Source organism: Streptomyces sp. NPDC096105 (assembly GCF_044763335.1).
Taxonomy (GTDB): Bacteria; Actinomycetota; Actinomycetes; order Streptomycetales; family Streptomycetaceae; genus Streptomyces.
Map to the genome: position 1 here is coordinate 236763 of NZ_JBIWGC010000006.1, position 21377 is coordinate 258139.

Genomic DNA, 21377 nt, shown 5'->3' on the forward strand with positions numbered 1-21377 from the left:
GGGGGCGCCGTGCGGATCGCACGGCGCCCCCCTTCGCGTCCCGGTCCCGCCGGCCGCGTCAGCCGGCCGTGCCGCGGGCGAGGTCCAGGGCGTAGTCCTGCCACCACTCGCCGGCCTTCGGGCCGCCCTTGCACTCGCCGTCCGACTCCCCCGGGCGCTTGATCCACAGGTAGGCGTCGACGAGCGGGTCGGCCGTGCGGGTCGTCGGGGTCTCGCCGAGCGCCCGGCCGGGCGGGTTGCACCAGCGTTCCTCGGCGTCGCCCCCGGTGTAGGGGCCGTTGCCGTTGCGGCTGGTGTCGATGACGAAGTGCTTCCCGCCGACCTTCGCGGACAGCTTCTTGCCGTACGCGATGGAGTCCTGGGTGGTGTAGAAGTTCGAGACGTTCACCGCGAAGCCGTCGGCCTGGTCGATGCCGGCCCACTTCAGCGGCTCGTGGATCTGGTCGGGGTCGCCCCAGCCGGCGTTGCCCGCGTCCAGGTACACCTTGGTGTCCTTCAGGCCCTTGAGCTCGGCGACGGCGCCCTTGAGGAGGTCGTAGCGCTCCTCGTGGTACTCCTGCGGGGTGCAGCCGTCGACCAGGTGCAGCACCGCGTCCGGCTCCAGCACCACCGTCGCCGGGCGGTCCCCGATGCCCTCGGCCACCGCGTCGACGAAGTCCCGGTAGGCGTCGCCGTCGGGGGCGCCGCCCCGCGAGTACTGGCCGCAGTCGCGGTGCGGGATGTTGTAGAGGACCAGCACCGCCCGGCGGCCGGCCTCGTCGGCGGCCTCGGTGAGCTCCCGGGCCTGCTCCTCGGGGTTCTCGGGGCTGATCCACTCCGCGACGGGCTGCTCGGCTATCTTGCGGAGCTGCTCCGCCTCGGTCTTCCTGCCGTCCTTGCGCAGCTCGGCGACCTTGCGCACCGCGAGGCCGTCCGGGTTGACCCAGAAGGGGGCCGCCTCCTTCGGCTGCTGCATGACGGCAGCGCCGGCCGGGCCCTCCCCCTTGTCGTCGTCCTTGTCGTCGTCACCCCCGGAGGAGCATCCCGCGAGCAGCAGCGCCGCCCCCAGCACCGCCGCGGACGCCCGCCTCCCGGCGAACGCCCCGACCCCCCTGCTGCCGTACATCCAACCCCCCTCGGGCGCACTTGCTCCACGTCTTCCGAGCCCCAATCCTGGCACACCGCGCTCCGGTGCCAGGACGGCCGAGTCCCTCTTGTCCACGCCCCGTTGCAGCGGGCCCCGGGCGGACGCGCCGCCGTGCCGCCGCGCGTGGCCGGATCCACGTCCACCTGCGACGGTCACGGAACGCGGCCGGTGCGGGACGTGACGAGATCCGGCCTCTGGCCGGGCCCGGCTTTCCCTCTAGAGTCGGATGCACCGGCCGGCCGGCGGCCAGGCCGGTGCATCCGCGCGTCTTCTGTGGACCTCCCGCGCGTCCCGCCGGGTCACCCTCCCGCGGCCCGTGCCCCGCGCGGTCGAGGACCGGCCCGGCCGACGGCCCCCGGGAGCAGGCCGTCGGCCGGGCCGGGCGCGGCAGGCCGCCCCTGGAGCTCAGGCGTCGGTGAGGTACGCGGAGACCACCACGTTGGCCTCGTAGGCGCCGGTCGCGCGGTCGAAGGTGCCGCCGCAGGTGATCAGCCGGAGCTCGGCGCGCCCCTCGTGGCGCGGGCCGTACGCCTCCTGGGCGTCGAAGCCGTCCCGGTCGAGCACGCGGACGTCCTCGACGGTGAACTCGGCGACCGTGCCGTCCCCGCGGGCCACCCGGATCTCCTGGCCGGGCTCCAGCGTGTCCAGCCGGTGGAAGACGGCGGGCCGGGTCCGGGAGTCGACGTGCCCGACCATCAGCGCGGCGCCCTCCGCGCCGGGGGCGGTTCCGGCCGCGTACCAGCCGACCTCGCCCGCACGGTCGAGCGGCGGCGGGTCGGGGGCGCCGCGCTCGTCCAGGCCGCGGGCGACGACCGGGGCGCGCAGCTCCAGGCCGGGGATGTGGAGGGTGAGCGGCTCGGCGGCCTTCAGCGGCCGGTGGACGGTGGGCAGGTCGGTCAGGGGCGGACGTCCGGCCGCCGCCATGTCGCCGGTGGCGGGCCCGGCCGATCCGGCGGGCACCTCGGTGAGCCCCTGGCCCCACAGCCACAGCCCGAGCAGCAGCGCCACCCAGACCGCCCCGGCGGGCAGCCGCTTCGTCGTCGCGCGCGCGATGCCGGTCACTTCGTCCCCCGCCCGCGCCGGGCCTGCCGGCGGGCCGCGCGGTGCACGGTGAGGGCGGCGGTCCCGGCCAGGGCGAGCGCGACCACCGTCTGCGCGGTGCCGGGCCCGTGCTCCTCCCGGCCACCGGCGAGGGGACGCGCGGCGCCGCCGCCTCCGGCGTTCACGGGGGCAACGGGGGACGAGTGCGCGGAGGGCTCGGCTCCCCCGGCGGGGGCCTGCTTCCGGGCGACCTCGAGGGTGCCTTTGTGTTCCGCGCCGTCACAGGCGACGGTCACCGGGTACGTCCCGGCGGTGAGCGTGGACCGTACCCGCCCGTCGCCCGCGAGGCCGTCCCCGGCGGGGGTGAGGCGGGCGTCGGACACCAGCGCCGGGGACCGCGCGACCGTCTCGCGCGCGTCGCACCCGGTCACCCTGAGGACGATGTCGCCCCCGGGCGCGGGGGCCGCCGGGAGCACAGTGACGCTCCCGCCGTCCGCCGCGTCCACCGCCCAGGCCGCCGGACCGAACGCGGTGACGGCCAGGACACCCGCGCAGAGAGCGAGTCGCCGCTTACCCATCGTGAACCTCCAGACACTCAGAAGGTTCCCGCGCGCGGTCCGGCCCCGCACCCCCATACGCGCGGCCTTGGGCCGGGCGGGTGAGCGGGATGCGGGGCCGGGGGGCCTTTCGGGGTCCTCGGGGGTCCTCGGGGGTCCTCGGGGGTCCTCGGGGGTCCTCGGAGGCCTTCGGGGACCCCGGGAGGTCAGACCAGGTCGACGATGTCCGCGATGGAGTCGACGACCTTGGACGGCCGGTACGGGAAGTTCTCCACCTGCTCCGGCCGGGTCAGCCCGGTGAGCACGAGGTACGTCTTCATGCCGGCCTCGATGCCCGCCAGCACGTCGGTGTCCATCCGGTCGCCGATCATCGCGCTGCTCTCCGAGTGCGCCCCGAGGGCGTTGAGCCCGGTGCGCATCATCAGCGGGTTCGGCTTGCCGGCGAAGTAGGGCTGCCGGCCGGTCGCCTTGGTGATGAGCGCGGCCACCGCGCCGGTCGCCGGGAGCGGGCCCTCGGTGGAGGGGCCGGTCTCGTCGGGGTTGGTGCAGATGAAACGGGCCCCGGCGTTGATCAGCCGGACCGCCTTGGTCATCGCCTCGAACGAGTAGGTGCGGGTCTCGCCGAGGACCACGTAGTCGGGGTCGTGGTCGGTGAGGATGTAGCCGATGTCGTGCAGCGCGGTGGTCAGGCCGGCCTCGCCGATGACGTACGCCGACCCGCCGGGCCGCTGGTCGTCGAGGAACTTGGCGGTGGCCAGGGCGGACGTCCAGATGTTCTCGATCGGCACCTCGAGCCCCATCCGGCGCAGCCGGGCGTGCAGGTCGCGCGGGGTGTAGATCGAGTTGTTGGTGAGCACCAGGAAGGGCCGCCCGGACTCGCGCAGCTTCTTGAGGAAGGCGTCGGCCCCGGGAATCGGCACCCCTTCGTGGATCAGCACCCCGTCCATGTCGGTGAGCCAGGACTCGATGGGCTTGCGGTCTGCCATGTGCGCGATCTCCTCGCCGTACGCGGTGCCGTGAGCCCCAGCCTAAACAGCATGGGATCACCGTGGGAACGGCGTCCCCCCTACCCCGGCCGGGGGCAGTCGTGCCTCCCCCAGTGCCTCAAGGGCCTGGGTGGTACCCCCAGGGGCACGGGTGGGCGCTGGGGGCACCCCCTCCGGGGGAGGCGCCCCGCAAGCGCCGGGTTGCGCGGCGCCCCCCGGCCCCCACCCGCACCGGGTACTGACCGGGACCCCGCCCGCGCGGCTACCCGTCCTGCCCGAACACCGGCGCCAGCACCAGCTGCGCCGCCCCCTCGGCGACCCGCCCCTCCCCGGGGACCACCCGCACCGCGACCCCCTCCTCGCCCGTCCTGCGGGCCCGCGCCTCCAGCACCGCCCGCACCCCCCGGACGAACACCTCCGGCGCCGCCTCCACCGTCCGCCCGCCGACCAGCACCCGGTCGATGTCCAGCAGCCCCACCAGGTTCGCCACGCCGGTCCCCAGCACCCGCGCCGCCTCCGCCGTCTCCCCCCGCGCCACCGCCGCCAGGCACAAGGCCTCCACGCACCCGCGGTCCCCGCACCCGCACGGCGGCCCGTCGAGCTGCACCACCTGGTGCCCGAACTCCCCCGCCCCCGTCCGCGGTCCCCGGTGCACGCTCCCGCCGACGACCAGCCCGGCCCCCAGTCCCGTACCGAGGTGCAGATAGGCGAAGGACCCGCCCTCACCCCCGACCGCCAGCCCGAGCGCCACCGCGTTGGTGTCCTTGTCCACGACCACGGGCACCGCCCCCAGCCGCTCGGACAGGGCGTCCCGCAGCGGAAACCCGTCCCACTCGGGAAACCCCGTCACCCGGTGCAGCACTCCCCGCCGGTGGTCGAGCGGCCCGGGCAGCGCCACCCCGACCCCCAGGAGCGAGCCGCCTCCCGCGAGCTCCGCCCCCAGTTCCCCCACCGCCGACGCGACCCGTGTCAGCACCGCCTCCGCCCCGGCGCCCAGGTCCAGCGGCGCGTGCCGCCGCGCGACCACGGTGCCGTCGAGGTCGGCCAGCACGGCCCGGAGCTCGTCGCGGTCCAGATGCACGCCCACCGCGTGGCCCGCCTCCGGGACCAGCCGCAGCACCGTGCGCGGCTTGCCGCCCGTGGACGCCCGGCGCCCGGCCTCCGCCGCGAGGCCCTCCTCGCGGAGCCGGGCGGTTATCTTGCTGACCGCCTGCGGGGTGAGCCCGGTCCGCTCGGCGAGCTCCAGCCGGCTGATGCCCTCCGCTCCCGCCGTGCGCAGCAGGTCCAGCACCAGCGCGGTGTTGTGGCTGCGCAGGGCCAGGAGGTTGGCCCCGCCGCCCGCGCCCCGCATGCCACCGCCGTACGTCCTGTTCACCCGCCCATTGTGGCCCGCTCTTGCACTTTGGCAACAGCGTTGCGAAAGTAGGGGTATGACTGGCACTCCCCTCCGCGTCGGCCTCGTCGGCTACGGCCTCGCGGGTTCCGTGTTCCACGCCCCGCTGATCGCCGCGACCCAGGGCCTCACGCTCGACACGGTCGTCACCTCGAACCCCGAGCGGCAGGCGCAGGCCCGCGCCGAGTTCCCGGACGTCACGGTCGCCGCCTCGGCGGACGCGCTGTGGGCGCGCGCGGGCGAACTGGACCTGATCGTCGTCGCGTCCCCGAACCGGACGCACGTCCCGCTCGCCACCGCCGCGCTGGAGGCCGGTCTGCCGGTCGTCGTGGACAAGCCCGTCGCGGGCACGGCGGCTCAGGCCCGCGCGCTCGCCGAGCTCGCCGAGAAGCGCGGCCTGCTGCTGTCCGTCTTCCAGAACCGCCGCTGGGACAACGACTTCCTCACCCTGCGCCGCCTGATCGCCGACGGCGAGCTGGGCGAGGTGTACCGGTTCGAATCGCGTTTCGAGCGCTGGCGCCCGCAGCTCAAGGGCGGCTGGCGGGAGTCCGGCGACCCGGCGGAGATCGGCGGCCTGCTGTACGACCTCGGCAGCCACGTCGTCGACCAGGCACTGGTCCTGTTCGGCCCGGTGACGTCGGTGTACGCGGAGACGGACGTCCGCCGCGAGGGCGCGCGGACCGACGACGACACCTTCCTCGCGCTCACCCACGCGAGCGGGGTCCGCTCCCACCTGTACGTCTCCGCGACCACCGCCCAGCTCGGCCCGCGCTTCCGCGTCCTCGGCTCGAGGGCCGGCTACGTCAAGCACGGCCTGGACCCGCAGGAGGCCGCCCTGCGCGACGGTGCGCGCCCGGGCGCGTCCGGCGCCGCGTGGGGCACGGAACCGGAGGAGCTGTGGGGCCGCCTCGGCGCCGGGGAGTCCCCGGTGACCGGCGGCGGACGTGCCGTGGAGACGCTGCCGGGCGACTACCCCGCCTACTACGCGGCCGTGGCGCGGGCCCTGCGCGACGGCGGCCCCAACCCGGTGACCGCGCTGGAGGCGGCCGCGGCCCTCGACGTCCTGGAGGCGGCGCGCCGTTCGGCCGCCGAGAAGGTGACGGTGACGCTGTGAGCGAGTCCGGAGCGACCCCTACCGTCGAGGAGCTGGAGGCGCAGGAACAGCGTCTGGTCTTCCGCCGGTTCACCCATGAGGACGCCTGGACGCTGGGTTGCCTCCTGGTGGAGATGGCCCGGGAGCGGCAGGCCCCGGTCGCCATCGACATCCACCGCGCGGGTCAGCAGCTCTTCCACGCCGCGCTGCCCGGCTCCACGCCGGACAACGACGCCTGGATCGCCCGCAAGCGCCGGGTGGTCGAGCGCTACGGCTGCGCGTCCTACCTCGTGGGCGCCCGGCACCGCGCCAAGGGGACGACGTTCGAGGCGTCCTCCCGCCTGGACCCCGACACGTACGCGGCGCACGGCGGTTCGTTCCCCATCACCGTGGCGGACGTGGGCGTGATCGGCGCGGTCACGGTGTCGGGGCTGCCCCAGCTCCAGGACCACCGCATGGTGGTGGAGGCGCTGGAGCGGTTCCTGGCCGCGCGCTGAGGCCCCCGGCGCCCCTGACTCTCCCTTGGCGCACCGTGGCGCACCCGGCATGACGCACCCGGGGACTCGCCGGTACGTCGTCCGGGGTCACGGGCCCCGGCCCCCCACCACGGCGCGAGCGGTGGGGGGCCGGGGCCCGTGGCGCGTCCCCGGCCCGGGGAGGCGGAGCGACACGTGCGCCGGGCCGGGGACCGTGTGTGCGGACGGCGGGCCGGGGCGGCCGGCCGGCCGCCCGTGACCGACGGGATCCAGACCTCAGACGCCCGCCACCGACTGGATCCAGGAGCGGTACGCCGTCACGTTGGTGTACGCCGTGGTCGTCTGGCGGTCGCTGGTCGAGGCGACGCCCACCTGGACGCCGTCCGCCATCATCGGGCCGCCGGAGTCGCCGCCGGCGGTGATGCCGTCGCCGCGGCGGGCGCAGATCGCGGAGCCGCCGTAGGCGTCCGAGCAGCCGCCGGTGACGGTGACGTTGGCGACCTTCAGGTACCGGGACTGGCAGTTGGCCTCGGAGCCGCACCGGGAGGTGGCGCCCCAGCCGTACACCTGGACGTTCTGGCCGACGCGGACGGTGCCCGGCTGGCCGAGGCGGGCGTAGGTCGCGGACACGGAGCGGTCGAGGCGGACGAGCGCGAGGTCCGAGCCGTGGGTGTAGGTCTGGACGCCGTTGGCGACGGTGCCGCCGCTGTGCTGGTCCAGGCTGCCGATGCGGAAGGACAGGCCGCCGCCGGTGACACAGTGCTTGGCGGTGAGGATCCAGGTCGGCGCGATGATGGTGGCCGAGCAGGTCTCACGGCCGTTGGAGAACAGCCGCGCGGCCCAGGGACCGCTGGAGGCCTGACCGCCGCCGATGATGGGCTGCGGCGCCTTGGTGATCGGGGGCGGCGCCGGGGCCTCGGCCGCGGCGGCGGTGGGGCTGAGGAGTGCGAGGACGGTGACCGCGGCGGCGGCGAGCGCGGGAACGAGCCGGGTTATGCGCAAGGTTCCTCGATTCGACGGGCACGCAGGGGGTGCGTGCTCAGCTGTGGGGGACGCGGCCCGGCGAGGAACACGGGGCCGCACCCCACCCGAACTCCTGCCCGTGACACAGGAGTTCGGTGTGGGGTACGGCACAGGTTCCCGAAGATTCGTCCAACGGGGTACTAACGGTTGGCGATAACGCGGCGCTATACCCGCCCCGACCTGGGCGGAGTCTCCTCCCTGCCCTGAAAGACCGTGCGACGGCACTCCGACGGCGGGGAGCCGCCCAGGAGATCCTGCGGACCGAGCGCCTGCCGGCGATGGAGGGGCGGGCAGCCGGTGTCCCGGGGACGCCGACGACGGCCCGGACGTCCGCCCCGCCTTCCGGCTTCGGCCCGGGGACGGCTGGACCCGCCGCGCGCGGGGCGGGCGCCCGCCGTCACCGGTACAGGACGGCCCGCTCGACCACGCTCCACGTCGTGGAGGTCACCACGTACAAGGCGGCGGCGAGGGGCACGACGGCGACGGTGACCAGCGTGAGGAAGGACATGAACGGCATCACCCGCATCACCCCGCCCATGGCGGCGAGGCCCGGCGCCTGCGGATCCGCGCCCGCTCCCGCGCCCGCCGTCGCCGCGGAGGCGTCCATCATCCGGCGGGAGAGCCGGTAACTGGCGTACGCGACGACCGCGACGACGGCGAAGAGGCCGAGGTACACCAGGCCCGCCCCGCCGAACGGGCCGCCGTCGCCGAGGGCGTCCGCCCACCGTCCGCCGAGGGGCGCGTCGAGCAGCCGGTGGGTGAGCAGGTCGTTGGGCTCGCCGCCGATCGTGCCGCTGGAGAAGAGGTGGTACAGCAGGAAGAACGCGGGGAGCTGGAGCAGGCTGGGCAGGCAGCCGGACAGCGGGGACACCTTCTCCTCTGCGTGCAGTTCCAGCACGGCCTTCTGGAGCTTCTCGGGGTTCTTGCCGTGCTTGCGGCGCAGTTCGGCGATCCGCGGCTGGAGCGCGGCCCGTGCCTTCTGTCCGCGCGCGGCGGCCCGGGACAGGGGGTGGACGAGGAGGCGTACGAGGGCGGTGAACACGATGATCGCGGCGGCCGCGGCGGACAGGCCGAACAGGGGGCGGAGCAGGTCGGCGAGGTGCTCGACCAGGCTGGCGAAGACGGACATGGGTGAGCCCTCCGGGGGTCTCGTCGTGCCGGGGGTCCCGGCGCGACGGACGGCCGGGACGGGTTCGGGAAGGTCGGCATGACGACCCGCGCGCGGGGCGGCGTGCGGAACGGAGGGACGCTTGGAGGAAGTTCCCTGCGAGGCGCCCTACGAGGTGCCCTGCGCGGCGGTCGCCGGGAGGGCGTGACCGGGCGCTCGGGGCCGGGTGCGGCCCTTGGCGTCGGGATCTCGCTGGGGCAGGAAGGCGGTGCGCCGGTCGCGGTCGCGCAGGGCCGTCCGCACCCGGGTGGGCGGCACGGCGGGCGCGCTGCGGGCGGCGATCACGGCGCACACGGTGAGGGCGGCCCCGGCCGCGGCGGTCGCGGCGAGCGTGACGTGGACCAGGGAGAGTCCGCCGTCGGGGGCCGGGGTCAGCAGCAGGGCGATCTGGAGCAGCGGGAAGAGCACGGCGAGGAGGGTGCGCACGGGGCACGCGGCCGGCCGGCCTGCGGTCGTGTGCCGCGTCATGGGCCGTGTCATGGGCCGTGTCCCCCTCTCCGTCCCGTGGTGCGTCGTGCACCGCATTGTGCCAGGCTCCGCCGTCGGGCGGGCGTCACAGGGGATCCGCCCCCACGGCCTGCCGGCGGCCGCTCGGGCCGGAGCAGCGCCCGGCCGACCGGGTCGGCCGGATGCCGGACGAGTCCCGGCCGAGCCCCCTCCACGTCCCGGTCCCGGCACCACGTCGACGTCCGGGACGGCCCCCACGGTTCCCCGACGGTTCCGCGGGCGGGGCGGTCACCGCACGTGTCCGGAGGACTTCGGTCCCTCTCCTCTGTCACCCGTCGGCAGTACGGTGTCCCCCATGCGCTCCGACACGCCTGCCGAAAACGTCGACCACATCAACGAGGCCGCCCGTCTGGAGCGGACCGCCGACCGCTACCCCGAGGACGCCGAAGCCCTGCTGCTGCGGGCCGCCGCCCACCGGGAGCTGGCCGGCGACCGCCCGGCCGCGACGGCCCTCTACGACCGCCTGCTGGCCTCGGACACCGACCTGGACAAGCCGCACCTGGTCCGCGCCCTGAAGGCGTCCAACCTGTGGGAGTACGGCCACGAGGCGGAGGCCCGCGCGATCATCGACGGCATCCGCACGGCGTCCCCGCGCGACCCCGCCCCCTGGGTGATCGCCGCGGAGGCGCTGGAGGCGCACGACGAACTGGAGCAGGCGCACGAGACGTTCACCGAGGCGGTGCGTCTGCTGCTGACCGGCGTGACGGAGCCGCCGCGCGCCACGCACCCGCTGCTCTTCGGCCGCCACCGCGTGCGCAGGATGCTGGGCGCGCCGCACGACGAGTGGGACGCGCTCGCGGACACCGCGCACCGGCTCCCCATCGGCCTGGACGAGCTGCACGACCCCAAGCGCGTGTGGTCGCTGGGCTCGGAGAACCCGGAGGAGCTGGAGGCGGAGATCCTGCGCCTGCGCGCCGAACTGGGCGCGTACCGGGAGGCGCTGTCCCGTCCCTTCCCGGTGGCGGTGCTGCACTGGCCGGCCGACGAGCTGGCGGAGCTGACGGAGGCGTACCCGGAGCTCGCGGAGGAGTACCCGTCCTACGAGACGCACCTGGAGACGATAGAGGCGGCCCTGCGCGAACTGGCCGCCTCCGGCACGCCCAACCTGGGCATCGTGCGGGGCACGGTCCCGTCGTACGAGGCGTTCGCCGCGTCCGAGCTGGCGTCCCCGTCGGACGCGTCGCTCCTCCCGCAGTACGCGACCACGCTGGCGGCGCGGGGGCGTGCGGTGGCGTGGCCGCCGGAGCGCACGGAGGCGTGCTGGTGCGGGTCGGGGCGGGCGTACGGGGAGTGTCACGGGGTGTAGCGCTGCGGCGCCTTGACGCGTGCGCGCGGATGCGCCCGGCCACCGATACCTCCGGCGGCCGGGCGCACTGTTTGCCGGTGGGGCCGGCTCACTTGGCCAGGAAGGCGAGGAGGGCGTCGGTGACCTCCTGGGCGTGGGTCCACAGCAGGCCGTGCGGGGCGCCCTCGATCACGACGTACTCGGCCTGGGGCAGGGCCCGGTGGAAGGGCTCGCCGGTGGACTCGATGGGCAGGATCCGGTCGGCGGTGCCGTGCAGGATCAGCGCCGGGACGTCGACCTTGGCCACGTCGGCCCGGAAGTCGGTGGTCCAGGTGGCGACGGCGGCGACGGACGCGTACGGGGAGGATCCGGCGGCGACGTTCCAGCTGTTGCGCAGGGCCTCTTCGCTGATGCGGGTGCCGAGGTTCTCGTCCAGGTTGTAGAAGTCCTGGTAGAACGCGGTGAAGTAGGCGTACCGGTCCGCGGTGACGGCCTTCTCGATCCCCTCGAAGACGGCGGCGTCGACGCCCTCGGGGTTGTCGTCCGTCTTGAGCAGGTACGGCTCGAGCGAGGCGAGGAAGGCGGCCTTCGCGACGCGCTCCGACCCGTAGGTGCCGAGGTACCGACCGACCTCGCCGGTGCCCATGGAGAACCCGACGAGGACCGCGTCGCGCAGGTCCAGGGTCTCCATGACGGTGTTCAGGTCGGCGGCGAAGGTGTCGTAGTCGTAGCCGGTGGTGGGCTGGCTGGACTGCCCGAACCCGCGCCGGTCGTAGGTGATGACCCGGTAGCCGGCGGCGAGCAGGGCGGCGGTCTGCTTCTCCCAGGAGTGACCGTCGAGCGGGTACCCGTGGATCAGCACGACCGGCTGCCCGGTGCCGTGGTCCTCGTAGTACAGGTCGATGGTGGTGCTGTTCTCCTGGCCGACGGTGATGAACGGCATGGTGACTGCCCCTCTCTGAGGTCTGGTGTGCGCTGAGCACTGATGTAGAAGGTAGCGCGCCATTTGATTGCGCGCAACTAGATTGTACGCAATTTAAATGGACGACATGCTTCCGTTGCGGCGCCGGGGGTGAGGTGGACAGCGGGTCACCCCCTGCGGCGTGCGTGGGGTCCGGCACTCGGGCGCGCCGCCTCGGCGCGCTGCCTCCATTTCATCCGCCGCACCGGGGGCCGGACGTCCCCCGCCGGGCGGAGATCGGCCTATGTCGGAGGGTGCAGCCGGCCTCGCCCCATGGAGGCGAAGCCGAGCGGCGGGTTCCTGCCCGAGGTCAGCAGACCGGCCCCGGCGCGGCGGCGGCCCGCAGCAGGTCCCGCACGAGGTCGAGGTCGACACCGTCCGGCTTGCGGAACCGTGGACACCCCTTGCCCGCGTCCTGGCCGGCCGGCCGCTCGGCGAAGGCGGCCCGGACGTCGCCGCGCATGATGTAGAGGGAGATGTACTGCTTCTGACTCGCGAAGGCGACCTCGGCGACACCGCCCCGCTCGTACGCGGGCATGCCGTAGGCCATGACCTCCATGAAACCCCGGAGCTCGACCCGGCACAACTCACGCAGCCGCACCAGGACGACCTCGCGGCCACCGGGGACCTCGGTGAGGTACGCGTCCGCGTCGGGGGTGCTGCTTTGCACCACGGAGGGAGCTTATGCCGGGCCGGGGGTGTTGCGCCTGGAAGCCCGAGCTATCTAGTTCCTCCCCGCCTCTCCCAGTACCGGCGGTGGTACCCGAGGTAGGCGCGATGAACGTGGTGCCCTTCTCGCACCGCGAGTTTCGGCAGCAAGCTGACTCCCACCAGAGGCGCCCGCGGGGTCACGTTTCCCTCGTCATCCAAAGTGACGGCGCCCATGTCGAGGCGCACATGACAGTTGGGACAGAGGCAGAGGATATTGGGCTCTACGTCGGGCCCGTGGTGAGGCTTCCCCAAGGGGCGTATGTGCGCGCCCTCGCAGTAGGGCCTGCCGTCGGGCCCCAGCAAGCGGAGACCGCACAGCTGGCACTCTCCGCCATAGAGTTGTTTGATCCGTTGCGCGGCAGCCGTATCGCGGATCAGGCGGCGTACCCGCATGCTCCGCGCACGCGGGAACCTCTCCTCGTGCTGCTGCTCGTCGCCTAGTTCGTCCAGCACCTCCACCACGTGCCGCTCGAGATCCGTCTGCACCTGGTCCTGCTCAGGAAGGCGCCGCAGGTCGAATTGGCAGATGTTGATCGGCGACCCATCCGGAGCTGGGTACTTAGAGATCGCGGTGCGCACCTCTGTGATCTCGTACAGGCCGTCGTAGCGGTAGGAGTTGGACGGGGAGTAACGGGGATCACCCTCGTAACCGCGGATCACTCGGATCGGGTAGCCCCGCTCGAAGCTGAGAAGCAACGCAGCGTTGTCCGTGTAGGTCCAGGACTGACTGCGCAGCAGCCGACCGCTCGAGTCCTTGTCCTTCCCCTCCGAGGCGCCGGTGTACTGAATGCGGTCCCACTCGTCTTCGTCGTCCACGTAGCCGCCGTGCAGGACTATCGCATCGCTGACCCTGCTGCCGTCCTTGTCCAGCAGCCAGGAGATGCCACGCTGATTCGTCCGATGCAGCCGAGCCTCCTGCACCTGCTTCCGGCGATGGAACACCGTGCCCACGGGCACGCCCTCGATGTGTCCGATGACGCGTTCGATTGCCATCCACCCATGCTGAAACGTGAGTGATCGTTTTTGTCGAACTTTCGATCTCTGCCGTCAAGTTGAGATCATTTGACACATCATTTCGGCCATCAACAGCTCCGGCTGTCAGAGCTCTCTGTTACACATAGGTCCAGCTACCCAGCCGTGATCAAAGGAGCATGCGTGTCTGAGCTGGAGGATCTGTCCCAACCCGCCGCAGGCATTTACGAGCAACTGATCACGCTCCGCTTTGAGCAGCAACTGCACGAGTTGGCCCAGCTTGGCTGGTATCCGCTGCGAGGAGATGTCGGCGCTGAGTCGGTCCCTCACGTGCTAGCTCGGCACATCGCACGCACCGTGCACCGTGTCCTGCAGAACCTGCCCGCGGAGGAGCGGGTGCACGCCGCCAACCACATCTTGGAGTCCGTGAGCACCCTGAAGGGTGCCCAGCAGTGGGTGGACCTCATCGCTGACGGCCCTCAGCAACTCCTAGCGATCACGCGCCAAGAGGCGCCCGGAGTGTTCGCCGTACGCCCCGGCATTCCACTCTCCGACGCCGCACTCCTCACCAACGCGCCCGAGGACCCGAGTCTCGGCTTCGAACTGCGCGCTGAGCTCGTCACGGCGGATCGCGTCGACCTTCTGTGTGCTTTCGTCAAGTGGCATGGGATTCGGGTCATCGAGCGATCTTTACGGGCTGCCGCTGAGCGAGGCGTGCCCATCCGAGTCCTGACCACGACATACATCGGTGCCACGGAGCGGCGAGCGTTGGACCGACTGGTTCAAGACTTCCGAGCCGACGTGAAGGTCAATTACGAGACACAGTCAACGCGTTTGCACGCCAAGGCATGGCTCTTCCGTCGGGACAGTGGCTATGACACCGCGTACGTCGGAAGTTCGAACCTCTCGAAGGCCGCCCTCCTCGACGGCTTGGAGTGGAACGTGCGCTTGTCCTCCGTGGCCACTCCAGAGGTCATGCGAAAGTTCGAGGCGACCTTCGAGTCCTACTGGAACGACCCCTCCTTCGAAACCTATGACCCGGACGCCGACGGCCCTCGTCTCCGTGACGCACTCGCCGTCGCTGGCGGTGCACCGGCGACGGGAAAGGCCATCACGCTAGCTGGCCTAGAAGTACGGCCGTATCCCTATCAGCGGGACATGTTGGAACGCCTCAATGTGGAGCGAGAGGTCCACAAAGTGCACCGCAACCTCTTGGTCGCGGCGACGGGCACGGGCAAGACCGTCATGGCTGCGTTGGACTACAAGCAACTGCGCCACGAGCACGAACGCGACCTGCGCCTCCTCTTCGTGGCGCATCGTAAGGAGATCCTTCAGCAGTCCCTTCGCACCTACCAGGAGATTCTGCTGGACGCGAACTTCGGGGAATTGCTGTATAGCGGCGAGATTCCGGAACGTTGGACACACGTCTTCGCCAGTGTCCAGTCACTTAATCCACAGACACTGGATCGCCTCGATCCAGCACATTTCGATGTCATCGCGATCGATGAGTTCCACCATGGAACCTCACCGACCTACCGGAAGATCATCGATCACTTCAAGCCGATGGAGCTATTGGGTCTCACCGCTACACCCGAGCGCATGGATGGCAAGAACGTCCAGGACGAGTTCTTCGACGGACGTATCGCCGCAGAGATGCGCCTGTGGGAAGCCCTCGACAACAAGCTTCTGAGCCCCTTCCACTACTTCGGCATCAGCGACACCACCGACCTCAGCTCCGTGGAGTGGAAGCGCGGGGCGTACGACATGAGCTCCCTCAGCAACGTTCTCACGGGCAACAAGACACGCGCGGCCCTCATCGTTAAGGCCGTCGAGGAGAAGGTCGCTGACCCGAGCCGTATGCGCGCCCTGGGGTTCTGTGTCTCTGTGGCCCATGCGCACTTCATGGCGGAGTCCTTCCGCGCCGCAGGGTTCCAAGCCGTTGCGGTATCCGGAGAAACCTCACCTGAACAACGACGGCAGGCGCTGGCCGATCTGCGATCCGGGGCGCTGCAAGTGATCTTCTCCGTTGACCTCTTCAATGAGGGTGTCGATATCCCTGACGTCGATACGCTATTGCTCCTTCGCCCCACCTCAAGTTCGACCGTCTTCCTGCAACAATTGGGGCGGGGATTGCGTCGATCCGACAACAAGGCCGTGTTGACAGTCTTGGACTTCATCGGTCAGCACCGCCGGGAGTTCCGCTTCGAGAACCAGTTCCGCGCCCTGACCAACTTCACGCGGAAGCGACTGCTGCACCACATCGAACATGACTTTCCGAAGCTGCCCTCTGGCTGCGAAATCATGCTCGAAGAAAAGGCGAAGCGCACGATCATCGCCAACATCAAGGAACAACTCAACGTCAATGTGAAAACGCTGACGCGCGAAGTGGCGGACTATCGTGAGCCACTTCTCGGTCGGTACCTGGAGGAGAGCGGCCGAGACATCAAGGAGGTGTACCGAGGAACGGGAAACTCCTGGACCGGGCTCCTTCGCCGGTCAGGCTTGCTAGATGAGGAAGCTCCCGAAGGGGAGGCTGCACTACTCAAGCGAGTTCCCGCCTTCCTCCACGTCGACGATCCGCTCCGCGTGCAGGCGTACACCCGTCTCCTCGAAGACGACGCGGCTCCTTACAGCGACCTCGATGAGCAGACACAGGCTTACGCCCGCATGCTCTTCTTCCAGCTCTGGCCGCTGGGCGGAATCACCCGGAAGGGATTCTCGAGCTACGACGCCGGCTTCGCAGTCCTCCGTAAGCAGCGAGCTTTCCGCAGTGAGTTGCGCCAGGTGCTGACCCACAACCTCGCTCACACGGAGCACGTCCCCATCCCGCTGCTCGGGGTAGCCCGCGACCGCCCCATTCCGCTGACCGTGCATGCTTCCTACAGCCGCGAAGAGATCCTTCCTGCTCTTGGTCAGGCCGATGTTGGGGGCTCCGTGCCCGGGGACTTCCGCGAAGGCGTGCTGTGGTGTGAGTCGATCGCGACGGATGCACTGTTCGTCACTCTGGAAAAGGACGAGAAGGACTTCTCTCCTCAGACCCGCTATCGCGACTTTGCGTTGAGCGATACGCGCTTCCACTGGGAGTCCCAGAACAGGACCTCGGAGTCGTCCGCCACCGGCTTGAGGTACCAGCGCCATGCCAGCCAGGGCAGTCAGGTACTGCTCTTCGTCCGCCGCTACAAGAGCACCGACATAGGAGGCCCACAGCCGTGGATGCTGCTGGGCCGCGCCGAGTACGAGCGACACGAGGGCAGTAAGCCGATGGCGATCACTTGGAAGTTGGAGCACACCCTCCCGGCGGACGTGCTGTCGTACGCCCAGGCGGTGGCAGCGGGCTGAGCTTTATGAAGGACCGGGGGCTGCGCCCAGTTCGGCTTCGAAATGCGTCTGGGCGCGGTCCAAGATGTCGTCCGCGTCATGGCCGTGAGCCCTCAGCCAGTGCAGGAGGTCGGAGATGAGGTCGACGGCCGCCGCCTCCGTCGCCAGAGCACCGATCCGGCTGTGTCGCGACCCACTGGGCAGCCGTCCGTCACTGTAGGAGCTGAGCATCTGTTCTGCTCGCGCCACGCGTGTGCTGCCTACGCCGCCACCTTGTGGCGTCACCGGAGCGGCGACGATTTCGCACCAGGTGACCTTACTGTCCTGCTCCAGCTCGACGCCCCAGCGATCCGACAAGGCGTCGATCAAAGTCAGACCTCGCCCGCTCTCGGCGTCCTCGGTCGCTTCCACGAGCGTGGGAAGCACGCGTGTGTCCGGGTCCCGCACCTCAATGCGCAAACGAGCACGACTCAGGAAGAGAGTGAGGCTGACGGGGGTTCCACGACCCAAGTGGGTGATCACGTTCGCCACGAGTTCGCTCACACATAGCTGAGCCGAGTCGATGACCTCCCGCACACCCCAGTCATGGAGTCGAGCTCGCACGTCCGACCGCAGCGTCGAGATCTCCTCGGGCTCGGCAAGGAACTGAAACCGCCACAAGGGGATCTGAATTGCTTTGTCCACGCTTCTCCTCCTACGTAAGCCACGATGGTGACGCTTCGAATGCGACCCCATACGTAGAGTTGCACTGAAACTCTCAAAATGAAACTCTCACTGAGAGCTTGATGGGGCGCGAGGTGTCTTACGCGCCCCCGGCGCACACCGCCTTGCCGTGGCGAACGCGGGGAGGCAAGGATCGATCAACTCGCACGAAGGGCTTGTGCCATGCCAGTTGGACCCACCACTCGACGGCGTCAGCTGGGCGCCGACCTCCGCCGACTCCGTGAAATGGCGGGCTTGACGCTGGAGGAAGCGGGAGCACGCGTGGGCATCTCGAAGGCGACCCTGAGCCGCTATGAGACCAAGGAAGGCGTGGTCAAGTGGCCGGCCGTTGACGCGCTGTGCCGGGAGTACGGAGCGACGGATGAGGAGCGCCTGGCCCTTGTCGAGCTGGCCAAAGGTGCCCGGATTCAGGGCTGGTGGCGTTCCCTCGCCGACCCGATCCCTGAGTCCATGAACCTCATGCTCACCCTCGAAGACGAGGTAGTGCGTGAGGATCACTACGCCTGCATGTACGTTCCGGGGTTGCTCCAGACACGCGCGTACGCGGAAGCCGTGCACAGAGCTTCGGAGGTGCAGTGCGAGGAGCGCGAAGTGCAGCACATGGTCGACATCCGCATGAAGCGCCAGGAGCTGCTGGAGCGCCAAGACCCGCCGCACCTCTGGGCTGTGATCGATGAGGCTGCGCTACGGCGACGGGTGGGCGGCCGTGAGGTGATGCGTGAGCAGCTGAAGCACCTGTTGTCGATGGCCGAGCGGTCGCGCATCACCGTGCAGGTCTTGCCGTTCGACCGGGGCGCGCACGCCGCGGCAGTAGGAAGCTTCGCAGTGCTGCGCGGACAGGCGCCCGAACTCGACGTGGTGTACGTGGATCTCCTCGGTGGTGGGCTGTTTATGGAGAAGCCCGAAGAACTCGAGCGTTATAAGTTGGCGTTCGAGTACCTCAGCGCCCAGGCACTCGACTTCGAGTCCTCCACCGATCTCATCGACCGGATCAGCAAGGAGACCTGATGACGGCACTGTCCCAGCTCACGTGGATCACCTCGTCCTACAGCGGCGGCAGTGGCACGGAGTGCGTCCAATGCGCACACGTCGAGACGGGCACACTGATACGTGACTCAAAGTGGGTTGGAGGGCCGGTAGTTCGCGTCGGAACTGAACCTTGGTGCATGTTCATACGCTCCTTGAGGCAGGGCACCCCGAGCGCGTAAGGGCCGTGCGGGCCAGGTGACGAACTACGCCCCCTCCCCCGCCGACAGCCCCAACACCACCTCGCCCACGACCTTCCCCAGCACCCACGCCGAGGAGCGGAGCACTCCCTCGCGGACGAAGCCGTTGCGTTCGGCGGCGTGGATCGGGAAAAAGACGCGGTCGAGCCCTCCCGTACACGCGGTGTCGACGTCTTCGCGACCTGGACGCGCTCGTGGAACCGACCGTCGTGCGCGCCGCCCTCGGGTGGTGCGGTCTGTGAGGAGTTGCTGCCGGTGTGGGCAGTGGCCCGGAGACCCCGCAGGCCTGGAAGCGCGCCGCGGAGCTCACAGGACCGACCGGCTCCCGCAGCGCACCCGAACCCGGACGCACGCTGCCCGGAGGAGAAACGGGGCGATGACCGGCCCGGACGGCACGTACCGTGAACGGCGGGCTCAGCCGCGGCGGCCCGAATCCATCCCGGCCAGCGCCGTCCCGAGAAGGACGTAGGCGGCGAGGGCCATGACCGGCATGTGCCCGCCCGCGCGGTCGATGTCATCGATGTAGTACCCGGAGAGCCCCGCCCAGACCAGCCCACCGACGAGTACGAGCACGGCGTTGCCGGCCTCGCCCATCACCCGCATGCCGGCCCACAGCAGGAGGGGCATGAAAGCCCAGGAAGCGGCCGTGGTGAGGAGGAACTCGAAGGCGCCGGAGCCTATCGTGGCCTCGTCCGTCGCTCTACTGTCGCTCGCCCAGGCGTAGCCGGCGGACATCAGGGAGTGGCAGACCGCGGTAGCGGCGATGACGGTGACGGCGCCCTTGGCGATGCGCGTGTACGGCATGGCGGCAATCCTCGTTCCTCGCAGGCCGTGGGCCCCGGCACGGTGTGCCGGGGCCCACGGACGGTGTGTGGACGAGACCACGGGCGATCTGTCCGTCAGGGTCGGTCACAGGGCGCGCTCCAGGGCCCGTGGAATGTACCTGAAGAAAACTGACTGCCAACAGAATTCCGGCCGCAGTCCGGGAAGCGGACGGTGAGTGCGTGGAGTGCGCGATCACCTCGACGCGCGCCCATGTACGAGACAGCAAAACGGTCGACGGGCCTGTGGTCACCGTGACGGGATCCGCCTGGGGCGTCTTCCTCCAGGCGCTCAAGAGGGGATGACCGCGGCGCCTCTCTCGGAGACGCCGGCGCTCGGAGGCAGGCGACGAACTACGCCCCCTTACCCCCGTCCCACTCCCCCGCCAGCAGCCCCAACACCACCTCGTCCATGAACTCCCCCAGCACCCACGCCGAGGAGCGGAGCACTCCCTCGCGGACGAAGCCGTTGTGTTCGGCGGCGCGGATCATGGCCTCGTTGTCCGCGAGGGTCTCGATCTGGAGGCGCTGCAGGCCGCGCACGACGAAGCCGTAGGAGCAGAGGGCCGCGACCACGTCCGTGCCGTAGCCCTTGCCGCGGGCGGCGGGGAGCAGGCCGATGCCGAGGTGGGCGTTGCGGTTGTGGGTGTCGATGCCCCACAGGTTCGCGGTGCCGATCAGGGTGCCGCCCTCGAGTTCCACCACGGAGAAGGGGGCGCGATCCTCCGGGGGGTCGTCGACGGTGAGCCGGGGGTCCTTCGCCGTGACCGGCCGCCACGGGCCGCCCTCGGCGCGCGCGGCGTTGACCACGTCGTTGTAGAGCTCGGCCCGCAGGACCGGTAGGTCGTCCTCGTGCCGGTCCCTGAGGCCGACCCTGGTTCCCTTCAGCATGCGGCCCTTCCTATCGGGCCGGGTGGACGGGCGACAATCGATTTACGCGGTACGCCGGGACCGGGTCGCCTGGTCGGGCGGGCGGGCGAGCAGACGGACGAACGGTGACGTCCGTACCGGCTCCCGGACAGGCGACCGGTCCCGCGTTCCCGGCTCCGGCGCCGGTCCGGGCGAGCACCGTCCGGGGTTACGCTGGGAGCCATGGAGTGCTTCGCCGCCTGGCGTACGCGCCGCTGAGGGCCCTGCTCACCGCCGGTGTCTCCGGCCGGGAGCGGGCCGACCGGTGCCCCCTTCCCTCCGGGCGTCCAGCCCTCAGCCCGAAAGGCGCACTCCCATGCGCATCCGCGCGTACACCCCGCAGGACCTCGCGTCCCTGACCGACCTGACCATCGAGACGTTCCGGCCGTTCTACGAGGACTCCTTCCGCCCTCTGGTGGGCGAGGCCGTCTTCACCAACCAGCACGGCGACTGGCGCGACGACTACCGTCGTGAGGTCCCCCGGCTCCACGCCCCCGAGCGGCACCTGTACGTCGCGGTCGCCGAGGCCGACGACGGCGACGGCATCGCCGGCTACGTGGCGTGGAGCGTCGACCCGGACCGCCGGAACGGCGCCGTCAGCCACCTCGCCGTCGCCGCCCGGCGCCGCCGCCACCAGGTCGGCACCGCCCTGTGCGAGCACGCCTTCGCGCACATGCGGAGCCTCGGCGCGGAGGTCGTCGAGATCGGCACCGGCGGCGATCCCTTCCACGCGCCCGCCCGCGCCCTCTACGAGCGCCTCGGATGCACCCCGCTCCCGACCGCGGTCTACTACCGGGAACTCTGAGCCGGGCCCGGGACGGGCGCCCACGCTCCCTTTCCACGCCCGTCCCAGGCACCTCGTCCGGTCTCCGGTCGGCGCGTCCGATGACCGGCCCTCCCGGAAAAGGGCGGCCGTGTGCGTCGGCACGCCCTTCAGAAGCTCTGCGATCCGTCTCAGAAGCTCTGCGATCCGTCCGGTCGGTGCGGGCGGACATCCTCCGTCTCGCCGTTCGTTCAGCGGGACTCGTGAAGAAATGGGCATACAGGGGACAAGCTGACGCTCGGACTGCTGTACTCGGCC

The 21377-nt window shown here is 70.9% G+C and carries 22 protein-coding genes and 1 pseudogene; 8 read left to right on the plus strand and 15 right to left on the minus strand.

Translation table 11 applies throughout. The annotated features are described in order from the left end of the window. Positions 1 to 58: 58 nt before the first annotated feature. The 5 genes from ACIQ8B_RS12900 to ACIQ8B_RS12920 all read right to left on the minus strand — a co-directional run bounded on the left by ACIQ8B_RS12900 (position 59) and on the right by ACIQ8B_RS12920 (position 5061). Positions 59 to 1105, minus strand: coding sequence for a glycoside hydrolase family 6 protein (locus ACIQ8B_RS12900; RefSeq protein WP_403546702.1), 1047 nt, complete (start codon positions 1103 to 1105; stop codon positions 59 to 61). A gap of 426 nt (positions 1106 to 1531) precedes the next feature. Next, the gene (locus ACIQ8B_RS12905; protein WP_403546703.1) at positions 1532 to 2188 is read right to left on the minus strand and encodes a class F sortase; all 657 of its coding nucleotides are present in this window, start codon (positions 2186 to 2188) and stop codon (positions 1532 to 1534) included. Then, entirely contained in the window at positions 2185 to 2745 is a 561-nt protein-coding gene (locus tag ACIQ8B_RS12910; protein ID WP_403546704.1) for a hypothetical protein, read from the minus strand. Before ACIQ8B_RS12910 ends, ACIQ8B_RS12905 begins: the two co-directional genes overlap by 4 nt. Positions 2746 to 2930: 185 nt before the next feature. Then, entirely contained in the window at positions 2931 to 3710 is a 780-nt protein-coding gene (locus tag ACIQ8B_RS12915; protein WP_106414058.1) for an HAD-IIA family hydrolase, read from the minus strand. 262 nt (positions 3711 to 3972) lie between these two features. Beyond that, positions 3973 to 5061 (minus strand): ROK family protein, encoded by a 1089-nt coding sequence (locus tag ACIQ8B_RS12920; RefSeq protein ID WP_403546782.1) that lies wholly within the window; start codon positions 5059 to 5061, stop codon positions 3973 to 3975. A 79-nt stretch (positions 5062 to 5140) separates the two neighbouring features. On the opposite strand from ACIQ8B_RS12920, the gene ACIQ8B_RS12925 reads away from it, so the two are divergent. Together ACIQ8B_RS12925 and ACIQ8B_RS12930 are read left to right on the plus strand one after the other, a co-directional pair. Then, positions 5141 to 6217, plus strand: coding sequence for a Gfo/Idh/MocA family oxidoreductase (locus ACIQ8B_RS12925; RefSeq protein ID WP_290006873.1), 1077 nt, complete (start codon positions 5141 to 5143; stop codon positions 6215 to 6217). After that, the gene (locus tag ACIQ8B_RS12930; RefSeq protein WP_403546705.1) at positions 6214 to 6693 is read left to right on the plus strand and encodes a heme-degrading domain-containing protein; all 480 of its coding nucleotides are present in this window, start codon (positions 6214 to 6216) and stop codon (positions 6691 to 6693) included. The genes ACIQ8B_RS12925 and ACIQ8B_RS12930 overlap by 4 nt, the downstream gene beginning before the upstream one ends. A 255-nt stretch (positions 6694 to 6948) precedes the next feature. Here the strand turns inward: ACIQ8B_RS12930 and ACIQ8B_RS12935 are convergent, their stop codons facing one another. From ACIQ8B_RS12935 to ACIQ8B_RS12945, 3 genes are all read right to left on the minus strand, one after another. Next, positions 6949 to 7674, minus strand: coding sequence for a trypsin-like serine protease (locus ACIQ8B_RS12935; protein WP_290006877.1), 726 nt, complete (start codon positions 7672 to 7674; stop codon positions 6949 to 6951). A gap of 418 nt (positions 7675 to 8092) precedes the next feature. Next, entirely contained in the window at positions 8093 to 8824 is a 732-nt protein-coding gene (locus tag ACIQ8B_RS12940; protein WP_403546706.1) for a YidC/Oxa1 family membrane protein insertase, read from the minus strand. Between the two features lie 147 nt (positions 8825 to 8971). Then, positions 8972 to 9331 carry a DUF6412 domain-containing protein gene (locus ACIQ8B_RS12945; protein ID WP_403546707.1) on the minus strand — a complete coding sequence of 120 codons (360 nt, stop codon included), beginning with the start codon at positions 9329 to 9331 and terminating at the stop codon, positions 8972 to 8974. A gap of 334 nt (positions 9332 to 9665) precedes the next feature. On the opposite strand from ACIQ8B_RS12945, the gene ACIQ8B_RS12950 reads away from it, so the two are divergent. Continuing rightward, complete coding sequence (locus tag ACIQ8B_RS12950; protein ID WP_403546708.1) at positions 9666 to 10676, plus strand: SEC-C metal-binding domain-containing protein; 1011 nt, start codon at positions 9666 to 9668, stop codon at positions 10674 to 10676. Positions 10677 to 10764: 88 nt separating this feature from the next. On the opposite strand, the gene ACIQ8B_RS12955 is transcribed toward ACIQ8B_RS12950, so the two are convergent. The 3 genes from ACIQ8B_RS12955 to ACIQ8B_RS12965 all read right to left on the minus strand — a co-directional run bounded on the left by ACIQ8B_RS12955 (position 10765) and on the right by ACIQ8B_RS12965 (position 13320). Beyond that, the gene (locus tag ACIQ8B_RS12955; RefSeq protein WP_403546709.1) at positions 10765 to 11598 is read right to left on the minus strand and encodes an alpha/beta fold hydrolase; all 834 of its coding nucleotides are present in this window, start codon (positions 11596 to 11598) and stop codon (positions 10765 to 10767) included. A gap of 328 nt (positions 11599 to 11926) precedes the next feature. Beyond that, complete coding sequence (locus ACIQ8B_RS12960) at positions 11927 to 12289, minus strand: iron chaperone (RefSeq protein ID WP_403546710.1); 363 nt, start codon at positions 12287 to 12289, stop codon at positions 11927 to 11929. A 47-nt stretch (positions 12290 to 12336) separates the two neighbouring features. Beyond that, complete coding sequence (locus ACIQ8B_RS12965) at positions 12337 to 13320, minus strand: YDG/SRA domain-containing protein (RefSeq protein WP_403546711.1); 984 nt, start codon at positions 13318 to 13320, stop codon at positions 12337 to 12339. Positions 13321 to 13482: 162 nt separating this feature from the next. Between ACIQ8B_RS12965 and ACIQ8B_RS12970 the strand changes: the two genes are divergently transcribed. Further along, positions 13483 to 16638: a DUF3427 domain-containing protein gene (locus tag ACIQ8B_RS12970; RefSeq protein ID WP_403546712.1), complete on the plus strand. Its 3156-nt coding sequence runs from the start codon at positions 13483 to 13485 to the stop codon at positions 16636 to 16638. A 3-nt stretch (positions 16639 to 16641) separates the two neighbouring features. Here the strand turns inward: ACIQ8B_RS12970 and ACIQ8B_RS12975 are convergent, their stop codons facing one another. Beyond that, complete coding sequence (locus ACIQ8B_RS12975; RefSeq protein WP_403546713.1) at positions 16642 to 17301, minus strand: ATP-binding protein; 660 nt, start codon at positions 17299 to 17301, stop codon at positions 16642 to 16644. A gap of 201 nt (positions 17302 to 17502) precedes the next feature. On the opposite strand from ACIQ8B_RS12975, the gene ACIQ8B_RS12980 reads away from it, so the two are divergent. Next, positions 17503 to 18348, plus strand: coding sequence for a helix-turn-helix transcriptional regulator (locus tag ACIQ8B_RS12980; protein WP_365416044.1), 846 nt, complete (start codon positions 17503 to 17505; stop codon positions 18346 to 18348). Then, entirely contained in the window at positions 18348 to 18548 is a 201-nt protein-coding gene (locus ACIQ8B_RS12985; RefSeq protein WP_403546714.1) for a DUF397 domain-containing protein, read from the plus strand. Before ACIQ8B_RS12980 ends, ACIQ8B_RS12985 begins: the two co-directional genes overlap by 1 nt. Positions 18549 to 18572: 24 nt before the next feature. On the opposite strand, the pseudogene ACIQ8B_RS12990 reads toward ACIQ8B_RS12985, so the two are convergent. After that, positions 18573 to 18692: pseudogene (locus ACIQ8B_RS12990) on the minus strand (N-acetyltransferase); the annotation flags it as partial. A 288-nt stretch (positions 18693 to 18980) separates the two neighbouring features. Next, positions 18981 to 19370: a hypothetical protein gene (locus ACIQ8B_RS12995; protein ID WP_403546715.1), complete on the minus strand. Its 390-nt coding sequence runs from the start codon at positions 19368 to 19370 to the stop codon at positions 18981 to 18983. A 200-nt stretch (positions 19371 to 19570) separates the two neighbouring features. Here ACIQ8B_RS12995 and ACIQ8B_RS13000 point away from each other — a divergent pair, with 200 nt between their 5' ends. After that, complete coding sequence (locus tag ACIQ8B_RS13000) at positions 19571 to 19693, plus strand: DUF397 domain-containing protein (RefSeq protein ID WP_241911293.1); 123 nt, start codon at positions 19571 to 19573, stop codon at positions 19691 to 19693. A gap of 48 nt (positions 19694 to 19741) precedes the next feature. Here ACIQ8B_RS13000 and ACIQ8B_RS13005 read toward each other — a convergent pair whose 3' ends face one another. Further along, the gene (locus tag ACIQ8B_RS13005; RefSeq protein WP_403546716.1) at positions 19742 to 20278 is read right to left on the minus strand and encodes a GNAT family N-acetyltransferase; all 537 of its coding nucleotides are present in this window, start codon (positions 20276 to 20278) and stop codon (positions 19742 to 19744) included. A 334-nt stretch (positions 20279 to 20612) separates the two neighbouring features. Between ACIQ8B_RS13005 and ACIQ8B_RS13010 the strand changes: the two genes are divergently transcribed. Further along, on the plus strand, positions 20613 to 21101 hold the full coding sequence (locus ACIQ8B_RS13010) for a GNAT family N-acetyltransferase (RefSeq protein WP_403546717.1): 489 nt from the start codon (positions 20613 to 20615) through the stop codon (positions 21099 to 21101). Positions 21102 to 21377: the final 276 nt, after the last annotated feature.